Below are 13,235 nucleotides of genomic sequence, written 5' to 3' on the forward strand. Positions count from 1 at the left end.
TGAGGCAGGTAAACTAGGCCTCTTTTTTTAATACCTTAATGCCAATAAGCGAAACCAAACTGTGAGTAACATAAAATTAATCGTTGGTCTGGCAAACCCCGGGGCTGAATATGCACAGACCCGCCACAATGCAGGAGCATGGTTTGTCGATTTATTAGCACAGCGCCATAACCAATCTTTAAAAGAAGAAAGTAAATTTTTCGGTTATACCGCTCGAATTAATATAAACGGGCAGGATATCCGCCTGCTGGTGCCAACGACCTTCATGAACCTCAGTGGTAAGTCTGTTCTTGCCCTGGCCGGGTTTTACCGTATCCAGCCGGATGAAATTCTGGTTGCACATGATGAACTTGATCTCCCGCCGGGTGTGGCAAAAATGAAACTGGGCGGCAGCAATGGCGGGCATAACGGATTGAAAGATATCCAGAACAAATTCGGCAATAACCCTAATTTCCATCGCCTGAGGGTTGGCATTGGCCATCCGGGTGATAAAAACAAAGTTGTGGGATTTGTACTTGGCAAACCCCCCGCCAGTGAACAAAAGCTGATTGATGATGCTATCGCAGAAGCATTAAGCTGTACTGATATTCTTATGAAAGATGGCATGAGCAAAGCCATTAACCGCCTGCACGCATTTAAAGCCAGTGCCTGACGGGAGTACATGGCACGTGATGCTATTGCGTGTATAATGGCGCCAATTTTATATAACTGACCGACAGGTTATGTCCTATGGCTTCCAAGCCAGATAACGGGCATATTCTTTTTTGGTTTATAAGTAATCAAAGGTGATAAATTTATGGGATTCAAATGCGGTATCGTTGGCCTGCCTAACGTCGGTAAATCTACATTATTCAATGCGTTGACCAAAGCAGGTATCGAAGCAGCAAACTTCCCTTTCTGCACTATCGAGCCAAATACCGGTGTTGTTCCGATGCCGGATCCACGCCTCGACAAGCTGGCTGAAATTGTTAAACCACAGCGCATTCTGCCAACCACAATGGAATTTGTAGATATTGCCGGTCTGGTGAAAGGCGCATCAAAAGGCGAAGGTCTGGGTAACCAGTTCCTGACCAACATTCGTGAAACCGAAGCGATCGGTCACGTTGTACGTTGCTTCGACAATGACAATATCATTCACGTTTCCGGTCAGGTTGATCCGGCGGCTGATATTGACGTTATCAATACCGAGCTGGCGTTATCAGATCTGGAAACCTGTGAACGTGCTATCCAGCGCGTCCAGAAAAAAGCCAAAGGTGGCGATAAAGACGCGAAGACTGAATTAGCCGCGCTGGAAAAATGTCTCCCACACCTTGAGCAGGCAGGCATGTTGCGTGCTTTGGATCTGAGTGTGGAAGAGAAAGCCGCTATTCGTTACCTGAGCTTCCTGACACTCAAACCAACGATGTACATTGCTAACGTCAATGAAGATGGTTTTGAAAATAACCCGCATCTTGATACCGTTCGTGCTATTGCTGCGCAGGAAGGCTCTGTCGTTGTGCCTGTTTGTGCTGCCATTGAAGCAGATATCGCAGAACTGGAAGATGAAGATCGTGAAGAGTTCATGGCTGAAATGGGGCTGGAAGAACCGGGCCTGAACCGTGTTATTCGCGCCGGGTACGAACTGTTGAGCCTGCAAACCTATTTCACCGCTGGCGTGAAAGAAGTCCGCGCATGGACAATCCCGGTAGGAGCAACCGCACCACAAGCAGCGGGTAAAATCCATACTGATTTTGAAAAAGGATTTATCCGTGCCCAGACTATCGCATTTGAAGATTTCATCACCTATAAAGGTGAGCAAGGTGCAAAAGAAGCGGGCAAAATGCGGGCGGAAGGAAAAGAGTATATCGTTAAAGATGGCGATGTAATGAATTTCCTGTTTAACGTGTAATATCCCCTGCCCTTTTTCCATTTCGATGGAATAACTCGTCACTGACGAGTTTTAATATGAAGGCGGCGTTGATATCATAAACAGATTCAGCGCCGCATTAAAAATATAACCAAAACCCTCTTTATTACCGTGAACTAACTATTTATACCTATACACTTCGTCTTTCAAGTTGTTTTTTTATTAACTTCCCTCGTTAATCATTTTTATAAATATACGATTATCAACAATTAATAATAATTCTTTTCATTTACCTGATAATTAAAATTTTATATTACTTACTTTATTCTCATTGACTTTTTCTTGTTATATTATCAAATCTCTTAAAATCGATATTTATTACCCAAAATAAAATAGTTTAATATAACTCAATGAATATCCATCAATATACGTGATAAACTTCAAATTTCAATGGATAATATGAGGCGAATCCTTATATTTTGAAGTTGAATTAGTATATAAGTTAATAAATTATTTAACTAATACTCTATCAACATCATTAATTCATTCCGGAAGAAACTCTGCCCTCCCCGCTTTCCCCTTCTCTCTCTTATATCCAACAGACCCCCGCATTAAGCCTCTGAAACCTCATTAATGGTTTAAGTAACATTCAGGTTAACTATATTACAGTAAGATAGTATCAAATCCGCCAACCCACTGACATTACCTGATAAATGGTAGCACTCAATTACATTCAGGCACATTTCAATCAAATAAAACATGAAGATTAATCATAAATGACTGCTATGAATAAGTTATTTAGGCAAGAAGCCTTAGATAATAAAAAATCCAGATGGACTGGTAAGGCACTATTGATAGCAAAAGTTCCGGCATGGGTTATTTGTATTGCCTCACTAGTTTTTCTGACCATTTTATTTATTTTTATTACTTTTGGAAATTACACAAGGCGTATTAATGTTTATGGTGAAGTCATCACTAACCCTCATCCAATCAATATTTTTGCCTCTCAGCAAGGTTTTATTTTAAAGTCATTTGTAAAAGTTGGTGATATCGTAGAAAGAGGTCAGAAAATTTACCAGATTGATATCAGCCAAGTGACAGAATCCGGTAAAACCAGCACTAACGCGCAAAACACCCTCAAAAACCAGATAATGCAAATAAACAAGATCATTGAAAACCTTGAGCATAATAAAAGCGTTACTTTAGCCAGCCTTGAAGAACAAAAGAATCAGTATGAACTATCACATGAAAAGGACAGGATCATTGTAGAAAATGCACGTCAGGGTGTTGAATTTGCAAAAGAAAATATGAAGAACTATAAAACTTATCAAGAACAGGGGCTTATTACAAAAGATCAGTTTAATAACTACGGTTACTCTTATTATCAGCAACAAAATATGTATCAAAACCTCTATAGTCAATACATCAGCGATTCATTAAAAATCACCAGTCTGAATAGTGACATAATGCTGCAAAAATCCGATTTTGATAAGCAAATTTCACAATATAAAATTCAGCAGGATGATTTAGAACAAAAGTTGACTGAAATGAATGTCAGCGGATCAATATTTATTACCTCGCCTATTGATGGACGGGTTGAATCAATGAGTTTTACCGATGGTCAAATGGTTGTCACAAATGATAATTTAGTTCAGGTAAGCCCAGATGATGTGAAACCAACTTATTATTTGATTTTATGGGTTCCTAATAGCAGTTTACCTTATATCAAAAAAGGTGATGATATTAATATACGTTATGACGCTTTCCCATTTGAGAAGTTTGGCCAATTTTCAGGAGACATCGATAATATTTCCTATATTCCTGCCTCTCCACAAGAAATGTCTCACTATAGAAGTTCACCAGTCAATATCCCCAGAGACAAAACCGAATCATATTATAAGGTTCTGGTTGGCCTGAAGAAAGAACAGTTCAATTATAATGGAAGAAAATTATATTTATCTAACGGAATGAAAGCTCAATCGACTTTTTTCCTTGAAAAAAGACCTCTTTATCAGTGGATGTTCGCACCATTCTATGACATGAAAAAAACATTGGCAGGCCCTCAAAAATGAATAAAACCTCTTTTGAAACTATCACCGAAAGATTAAATCTAGGATTCAGAAGAAGAGTTCCTAAAATTTTACAAACTGAAGCAGCCGAATGTGGATTAGCCAGTTTAGCAATGGTATTTCATTATCATGGGCTACAAATTGATTTATCCAGCTTACGCAGCCAATTTGGAATTTCCACGCGCGGCGTCACTCTGACGACACTGATCAATATTGCCACTACTCTTAAGTTCAAAACCAGAGCTGTAGCACTGGATCTTGATGAGCTTCAAGCATTAAAAACACCCTGTATTTTACATTGGGACATGAATCATTTTGTCGTTTTAGTTAATGTAAAAAAAAATAAAATTACTATTCATGATCCTGCGTTCGGGCAACGTGTGATGACTTTTGCGGAAGTATCCAAACACTTCACTGGCATTGCATTAGAAGTGTGGCCAAGCAGTGAATTTGTTCCGATAAAAAAACAAAATAGATTACGCATTATCTCCCTGTTGAATAATATTCAGGGAATTAAATCGACACTGAGTAAAATATTTTTCTTATCTCTGGTTATAGAAGCAATTAATATACTCTTGCCGGTCGGAACCCAATTAATCATGGACCATGTCATCATAGCTCAGGATCATAGCCTTCTGGAGATCATCTGCTGTGGTTTACTCTTTTTCATTTTATTTAGAGTCAGTGTATCCACATTGCGTAGCTGGACATCCATTACTATGGAAGCATTTGTGGATGTACAATGGAAATCCGGTGTATTTGATCATTTAATGAAATTACCGTTAGCCTACTTTGAAAAACGTAAATTAGGTGATATTCAGTCCCGTTTTGGTTCACTCAATGTAATACGGACAACCTTCACTCAAAATATTATTAACAGCATTATTGATACTATTATGCTGGTTAGCGTCTTCATTATGATGATGCTTTACGGCAATTGGCTGGTTTGGGTTGTATTAGGATTTACTGTCATTTATATCATAATCAGATTTATAACCTACCAATATTACAGGCAGCTTTCTGAGGAACAGATAGTTAAAGATGCCAGAGCTAATTCTCATTTTATGGAAACATTGTATAGCATTAATACATTAAAAGCGCTGGGGTTATGTGATAGCCGGGCAAAATCCTGGTTAAATCTGAATATTGATACGCTTAATTCGAATACCAGACTTAGCAAGATAGGCTCCATTCTTAATATTGTTAATAAATTTATTTCAACCAGTGAGCAAATTATTATTCTGTGGTTAGGAGCATCATTAGTTATCGATAATCATATGACTCTTGGGATGTTTGTCGCCTTTAATTCATATCGTGGGCAATTTGCTGACAGAGCGAGTAATTTAATTGATATGGCCATAAAATTACGCATGTTAAATTTACATAATGAAAGGATTGCCGATATCGTACTGACTGACACAGAAAAAGAAACGCCAGATCGGGAACTTGGTTTTTCAGGAAAAGCGGTTAATTTAACCATCCATGATTTATATTATCAATATGATAGTCTATCAAAACCGATTATTTCTGGCTTTAATCTTCATATCAATGCGGGAGAAAGTGTCGCAATTGTTGGTCCGTCCGGAGCCGGGAAAACAACGTTAATGAAGATCATGAGCGGTTTATTGGAGCCCAATAAAGGTACAATTCTAATGAATGGGCTTGATATTAATGTTATTGGTTTAAATAACTACCGAAAATGTATTGCCTGTGTTTTACAGGATGATAAATTACTTTCCGGTTCTATCGCAGAAAATATATCAGGGTTTACCCACTCACCAGATGCACATTTCATTCAAGAATGTGCTAAACGTGCAAATATTCATGAGGATATTTTATTGATGCCCATGGGATATGAAACACTGATTGGTGAGTTAGGCAGTGGTTTATCCGGTGGGCAAATACAGCGGTTATTGATTGCAAGGGCGCTGTATCGTCGCCCAAGCATCCTATTTATGGATGAGGCAACCAGCCATCTGGATTTAGATAATGAGTCATATATTAACGAGTCAATCTCTTCATTAAATATTACCCGGATTATCATTGCGCACAGGCCCTCAACCATCCAATCTGCAGAGCGTGTTATTTCTATTCCTAAAGCTACCTAATAATCCCATCTGGCAGATTTTATAATGTCTCAGAGCCGCCTTGCGAGGAAGTTTTTTTCAACAATATACTATAGAGAATAATTTATGGCCTATAAAAAAATACCCACGCTAATAAAATAGCGTGGGTGGTTCTTGCCATATGGTCTATTATTAATTAAATAGAATCAATAAATCCATCTATGGCTTTTTCTCCTTTTTCAAGCGAACCTTTAATATGTTCTCCAGTTTCTTTAGACACAACACCCGCGTCTTCCAAGATACCGACTACACCTTCACCTATTTGTTCAAACAAATGCACAACACCTTCAACCAGTTCTTTCCAGCCAGCACCAGCGACTTGCTCCATTTCTTTTTGATTTAACTCTTTCATATGTTACCTCATTATTAATTAGGGTACTTATTTCAACGATTAAATGGCTACTAGCCGTAAAAACCACAATATAGAATTGATACTCTGAGTCATGGCTTATCTCTACTACGTCATTACAATATATCACTCAACATTAACTTTCATTAAACAAAATAAAATCCAATTAACTATTAACCCAGCAATTATCACATACTCATTCATAGTAAATTGAATTCATGCCTTACTCATAAAAATATATAATTAAAAACAAAAGTCATTATATTGTGAAAATAGATATTGAATTTGTTATTTATTTCCAATAATTATCCAATAATAAACTTTAATTACACCTTATTGCATAGGGAATTTATTGTGACCTTTAACCATTAAATCATTAGCAATTTTAATTGAATTTATAAAGGTAAACAAACTCTATACTTAATGAATTTCAGAAGGCCGTACAATAAAAAACAACTCTACTTCTTAAAGGTGGTTAGTTTGTTTAAAAAAAGCCAGTCACTCTAATAAAACAGAGTGACTGGCTTCTATATAACATGTATTCAAATTAAAAAAACGCAGAAATTACAGAGTATCAGTAATGATTCAGTCTGGATTATTTTCCTGACTTTAGTGACTTAGTTTCCGACTGGGACTGTGGGAGTACTTGGTTCTACAATAATTGCAGGAGTGCTTGGATGTGCACCTTCCCCCCATTTTTCAATCATCTTTATTATACTACCATACTCAGTTCCTTTACCTACTTCATGTGGATGATATGTAGAACTATCTACTAAACCAGCCCCAGAAACTTGCTCAAATTCTTTTCCTGTTAACTCTTTCATATTTAACCTCATTCATCATTACGATATTTATTAAACTCATCAATACCAAAAATACCATTGTTACTATTACACGAAGAGTAAATTTCATATTGCAATTAATACACTATGGCATTATTCTTTTTTGATCCGACATTAAAGTAAACCACCAAACATAAACCCCTATCAAACAAACTTTGGTTACCCTAACCACTCCATCTGTCATTCTCATTTACGTTTTTTTAATAAATTCGATTCACATTATTCAGGATATTGGTGTGTAACTGAGCGTGACTATTTAGCCATGTTCTTACTGATTATTCTGATTAACAAGATGTAACTGCCTCCACCATTATAATAATTTCTATCTATTAAGGAAAAAGATCACCTCTAATAATTAAGGAAAAACCCATCATGTTTGAATTGTGAATTTTATCACGGTTTAACTTTATTCATATTTTCATTTATAAATCTTCCTTGAATTTTCACTAGAAAAAAATAACCATTACGGGTCTCATTGGCTGGTGTATATTTTTTATATTACCTATAACCTCCTATAATGGTTTAGTTTATGACTCTAATAGTTTATCTCTATCGCCAATCTTGGATATTGCTGCTTCTATCAACAATATTTGCATTGATCAGTGGATTTTCCGGGGCGTCAGTAGTCGGGATGATTAGCCAGGGAATTACAGGATCTGTTAATCTAACTTCGTTTATCTGGAACTTTTTTGGTCTCTGTATTATTTTTTTTGTTACTAAAACACTATCAGAAATTATGTTGTCACATTTAACTCAGGCAACCATTTATTCCCTGCGTCTGAGCCTGAGTAATAAAATATTACGGGCACCTTTTAAAAAATTGAACCGTTTTGGGAAACATGGATTACTGGCCGTTCTGACTAAAGATGTTGATGTATTTATCCACTCTTTTATGTTAGCTCCGACTGTTTTTGGTAATATTACACTCATCATTGCCTGTTTCGGTTATTTAGCCTGGATTTCATGGCAGCTATTTATCATTTTGGCTATTGTCTGTCTGGTAACCGCTTCTCTCTTCTATTTTTTGGAAAAACGTCCTATACGTCTGATGGAAGAGATGCGTGAACAAGTAGATAAAATATACCTCAATTTTCAGCAACTGATCGATGGCAGCAAGGAGCTGAAACTCAATAGCCAAAAAGGTAATGCGTTTATTGATAAAGTCATTTCCCCTGCGGCACTAAAGTTCAAAGAGATCTGTATCAAGGCGAATAATAACTATGCCTGGGTACTGAATGCCGGCTCAGTAATCTTCTATATTGTTATCGGACTGATGATTTTTGTCGTCCCTATCTGGCTGCCTCAGGAACCGGCAACGTTAATGACGGTGACTCTGATTGTTCTGTTTTTGTCTGGCCCTATCAGTGAGGTAATCGGTGCAATTCCTGAATTAAGGCAGGCGGAAGTTTCATTACAAAAAATGAAACGGCTGGATAGCGAGCTGGAAGAATCTCTGTATATACAGCAGGCTAACACCCCGGATCCCTTTTTAACCGAAAAACCCTTATCTCTTGAGTTAAAAGATATTATTCACCATTACACTACTGATAAAGAAGATCGGGAATTTAAACTAGGGCCGATGAACATGACTATTTCTCAGGGTGAGATAGTGTTTATTGTCGGAGGAAACGGGAGTGGAAAGACAACACTTGCTATGCTATTAGTCGGTTTGTTCGAACAAGAATCAGGCTCTATCATACTTAATGGCATAAAAATGGATGAAACGAATAATGAACATTATCGCCAGTATTTTTCGGCCGTTTTCTCCAATTATCATTTATTCGATCAACTATTAAATACCGGTACGAATGTTACTGAGAAGGCAACTCACTATATTGAAGCCTTAAACATGGGCCATAAAGTCAAAGTTATCGACGGGCAATTCTCAACGACTGATCTTTCCGCTGGTCAGAGAAAACGATTAGCTTTAGTCGCTGCCTATTTAGAAGACCGCCCTATTTATCTATTTGACGAGTGGGCGGCAGATCAAGACCCTGTATTTAAAAGAATCTTCTATACTGAGTTATTGCCAGAGCTAAAATCCCGTGGCAAGACTGTTATTGTAATTAGCCATGATGATGCATATTTTGATATTGCAGAACGCGTAATTAAATTGGAAGATGGGCATATTAAGGAGATAAAAACCAGCAGTCATCATCCTAGCTAAAATGATCTAGATCAAAAAATTAATTATAATATATATATCCTCGCCCATTTTAAGAGCCTCATGAAAACAGGCTCTTTTTTTTAAACCATGCATTATTATTTAAAACACGCTTTAATATAAAACATTAATACTAGTAACATGAAAGAAAACGGGGCTCTAATAAAATTAGATATACAATAACATTGCTATCACTCTGTAAAATAACTTTACTTAATATATACTCGATAAACTTCAGGTGACTACGGGTAATATGAGGCGAATCCTTATATCTCCCCACCACGCGGAGAGATATAACACGTATCTCGAAGTTGACTTGGTATATAACCCATTACATTAAACCCAATAACAAAGACAAGAAATAGTCCATATAAAGATGAAATTAACTTATAACTTCCCTATAAAATTCCACTCATTTTATCGCTGTTATTTTTTTTGTTGTGTAATACTTTCACCACATTAAGTTTCTTATTAGAAAATATATTTCTTTGAAATTTATTTAGCCAATACCCTTGGCTTTAATTCTGTTCCACTTTTTTTGTTTTATCAGTTCTGAAAATTTTGTTTTTCCATATGCCCATAAAAGGGGAGCTATAAAATGAATCATCCTGAAACATTGAAACCATTTGCTTTATCTGAAGCTCAAAGCAGCCGTTGGTTTCAATATCAAATTAACCCGGCCCAAAGGGGGCAGAACAATAGCGCATTTTGTGCCAGAGTCAGAGGATTAACTGCTGAGAAATTAGAAGATGCACTTAATCATCTGATCAGACGCCACCCTATGTTACGGGCTAGTTTTGGTCAATATGGCGGTAAACTGGGATATCAAATAGCAGAAAATGCCATTGTTACAATCAAAAAACATGATGCCCGGGATCTGGATGCAGAAACGCTTCAACAGTTAGTCCGCAATGATTGCTGGTATCCTTTCGATCTCGAAAATCCGCTGCGGATTTATGTTAATTGGTATCAGTGCCATGATCAGGAATGTGTCATGGTATTAACCTTTGACCATATTGTCGTTGATGGATGGTCCTATTGGATATTATTGGAAGAACTCAGCATGCTTTTAACCGGGCAAGAATTACCTCCTGCCTCGGAACAGAGTTATCAGGATTATGTTATCTGGCAACAACAGTGGCTTAATAGTAACAATGCAAAAAAACAACAGAGATTCTGGTGTGATAGTCTAAGTGGTGAGTTAACCGAATTACAATTACCTGTCAGCAATAAATCAAGTGTCAGAACTCCCTCTTCTGTCGCGGATAAAATTACAGTGACTCGTAGACTCCCTGATGCACTGGCCGCAAAATTACTTGCACTGACACCAAAATACCATAATAGCCTGTTTGCCATTTTTCTGGCTGCTTATCAACTTCTGCTACATCGCTATACAGGTCAGGATGATATTCTGGTCGGCTCTATCATGCCCGGCCGTAGCCGGTCTCACTGGAGCAAAGTTGTCGGTGAGTTTATCAATCCGGTTGCCTTACGCGCCCAGATCAAGGGTGAAATGACAGTACAGGAACATATTTTACAGGCCGCTAAAAGTATTCGTCTGGCGATTGAGCATCAGAAATATCCTTTTGCGAAAATACTGGAGCACATTAAGTTACAGCGCAGTGCGGATACCCACCCTGTCTTCCAGACAATCATGACCTTCCATCAACCCAGATATATCCATGACCTGCCATCGTTATGGATGGATCAAAGCGGTACTACTACAGTGGAGTGGGCAGGCGCAGAACTACGCTCTTTTCCATATCCTTATTATGCTGAAATGCCTGTACCATTAATGATCAACCTGATTGAGGTTGATAAGCAAATTAATTGTGGTTTCCATTACGATACTCAATTGTTCGACTCTGAGTTTATCACTCAGCTAATGGATAATTTTTTCACTTTATTGGCAGCTATAACGGATGATGACCAACAGGTTATTAGTCAATTACCGTTAATGAACGAACACCAGCTTCAGCAGATCCTCTGTGATTTTAATGCCACTCACGTCTCTTACCCACAAGATGCCCTGATCCACCAATTATTCGAGCAACAGGCTGACCAGACACCGGCAGCGATGGCTCTGGTTTATGGTGACAATCAGCTGACTTATGATGAATTAAATCGCCGGGCCAACCAACTGGCACATTATCTGATTGGGTTAGGAGTGCAACCGGATGACCGGATTGCTATTTGTGTAGAACGCAGTCCGGAAATGATAGTCGGATTGCTGGGTATTCTCAAAGCCGGAGCCGCTTATGTTCCGCTCGATCCTGCTTATCCGGCTGAACGGTTGGCTTATATGCTGGAAGATTCCGCTCCCGTCGCTCTGCTCACACAATCCTCCCTGACTGATCGATTGGAAAGCTTCCCGACAATCGTGTTACTGGATGACAGCAATTCATCCGTCTTTGACCAGATGCCGGATACGAACCCCGACCACCGTACAAGTGGGCTGAACTCACATCATCTTGCGTATGTGATCTACACTTCCGGTTCCACCGGACAACCGAAAGGGGTCATGGTGGAACACCACAACGTCATCAACCTGTATATCGGGTTACAGTTGATGCTCGAACTGACTCCATCAAGCCGCGTAGCCCTGAATGCCAGCATCGTGTTTGATGCCTCGTTGCAAAGCTGTCTGCAATTACTTGCCGGTCATACGCTGGTCATCATTCCGAATGCCATCCGTACCGACGGACCGCAGCTCTGGAATTATCTGGCTCATCACGAAGTAGATATGTTTGACTGCACCCCCGTACAACTGCACGGGTTGTTAAATGCGGGTTTAGGTACCAGTACTGATTATCAACCCAAATTGGCTTTGATCGGCGGAGAAGCTATTCACCCTGCCGTATGGTCGCGTTTACAGCAGATAAAAACGACCCGTTTTATCAATGCTTATGGGCCAACAGAATGTACTGTTCAAGCGACCTTCTGTCCGGTGGATAGCTCCCTGCCACTGCCCAGTATCGGCAAACCGGTGGCTAACACCCGAATCTATATCCTTGACCCTGATGGCCAGCCCACTCCTCTGGGCGTCACCGGTGAAATTTATATTGGTGGTTCCGGCGTCTCCCGTGGTTATCTGAATCGCCCCGAACTGACAGCAGAGCGCTTTATTGCTGATCCTTTTGCCACTGACTCAAACGCTCGCCTGTATAAAACCGGCGATCTGGGACGCTGGTTGTCAGATGGTAATATCGAATATCTGGGTCGTAACGATTTTCAGGTCAAGATCCGCGGTTTCCGCATTGAACTGGGTGAAATTGAAACCCGTCTGGCTCAGTGCTCTGGTGTTCAACAAGTCGTCGTCATTGCCCGTGAATATGATACGGCAGATACGCGGTTGGTTGCTTATATCGTCCCTGACTCCGGCATTACCCCAAGCATCTCCGAACTGCGGGAGCAGTTGAGTCGTAGCCTGCCCGATTACATGGTTCCCAGCGCCTTTGTCATGCTGGAGGCTTTCCCGCTGACAGTGAGCGGAAAACTGGATCGCCGTGCTCTGCCTGCCCCGGACTATTCATCAGTCAGCGCTCAGGAATATGCGGCACCGCAGGGGGAAACCGAAGAGCAACTGGCAGATATCTGGCGGACGATACTGAAAATAGACCGGGTCGGCCGCCACGATAATTTCTTTGAACTCGGCGGACACTCGCTTCTGGTGCTGCAACTTCAGTCAAAGGTTAATGAAATCTTTGAGGTTGACCTTTCCATTCAACAACTGTTTGCACACCCCTCTATCAGTCAACTTGAAGAGTGCATTATCAACGCTCAATTAATGCAATTTGACGCAGGATCCCTACAGGGTCTTTATGAATCGATGGAATAAA

8 protein-coding genes are annotated in these 13,235 nt (G+C 39.4%); 6 read left to right on the forward strand and 2 right to left on the reverse strand.

Going from position 1 to position 13,235, the window contains the following annotated elements:
• Positions 1–61: 61 nt before the first annotated feature.
• The 4 genes from pth to AAC855_RS13640 all read left to right on the forward strand — a co-directional run bounded on the left by pth (position 62) and on the right by AAC855_RS13640 (position 6,023).
• The gene (gene pth, locus AAC855_RS13625; RefSeq protein ID WP_340610326.1) at positions 62–652 is read left to right on the forward strand and encodes an aminoacyl-tRNA hydrolase; all 591 of its coding nucleotides are present in this window, start codon (positions 62–64) and stop codon (positions 650–652) included.
• A 144-nt stretch (positions 653–796) separates the two neighbouring features.
• On the forward strand, positions 797–1,888 hold the full coding sequence (ychF, locus tag AAC855_RS13630; RefSeq protein WP_340610328.1) for a redox-regulated ATPase YchF: 1,092 nt from the start codon (positions 797–799) through the stop codon (positions 1,886–1,888).
• A gap of 743 nt (positions 1,889–2,631) precedes the next feature.
• Positions 2,632–3,918, forward strand: coding sequence for an HlyD family secretion protein (locus tag AAC855_RS13635; RefSeq protein WP_479715141.1), 1,287 nt, complete (start codon positions 2,632–2,634; stop codon positions 3,916–3,918).
• Positions 3,915–6,023, forward strand: a complete 2,109-nt coding sequence (locus AAC855_RS13640; RefSeq protein ID WP_340610331.1) for a peptidase domain-containing ABC transporter — start codon at positions 3,915–3,917, stop codon at positions 6,021–6,023. The genes AAC855_RS13635 and AAC855_RS13640 overlap by 4 nt, the downstream gene beginning before the upstream one ends.
• 154 nt (positions 6,024–6,177) lie before the next feature.
• Here AAC855_RS13640 and AAC855_RS13645 read toward each other — a convergent pair whose 3' ends face one another.
• Both AAC855_RS13645 and AAC855_RS13650 read right to left on the reverse strand, forming a co-directional pair.
• Positions 6,178–6,393 (reverse strand): hypothetical protein, encoded by a 216-nt coding sequence (locus AAC855_RS13645; protein WP_340610332.1) that lies wholly within the window; start codon positions 6,391–6,393, stop codon positions 6,178–6,180.
• A gap of 614 nt (positions 6,394–7,007) precedes the next feature.
• Entirely contained in the window at positions 7,008–7,214 is a 207-nt protein-coding gene (locus tag AAC855_RS13650) for a hypothetical protein (protein WP_340610333.1), read from the reverse strand.
• Between the two features lie 547 nt (positions 7,215–7,761).
• Here AAC855_RS13650 and AAC855_RS13655 point away from each other — a divergent pair.
• Together AAC855_RS13655 and AAC855_RS21790 are read left to right on the forward strand one after the other, a co-directional pair.
• A complete protein-coding gene (locus AAC855_RS13655; protein WP_340610334.1) occupies positions 7,762–9,399 on the forward strand; it encodes a cyclic peptide export ABC transporter in 1,638 nt (545 codons plus the stop codon).
• A gap of 595 nt (positions 9,400–9,994) precedes the next feature.
• Positions 9,995–13,234: a non-ribosomal peptide synthetase gene (locus AAC855_RS21790; RefSeq protein WP_340610335.1), complete on the forward strand. Its 3,240-nt coding sequence runs from the start codon at positions 9,995–9,997 to the stop codon at positions 13,232–13,234.
• Position 13,235: the final 1 nt, after the last annotated feature.

Source organism: Xenorhabdus bharatensis (genome assembly GCF_037996705.1).
GTDB lineage: Bacteria > Pseudomonadota > Gammaproteobacteria > Enterobacterales > Enterobacteriaceae > Xenorhabdus > Xenorhabdus bharatensis.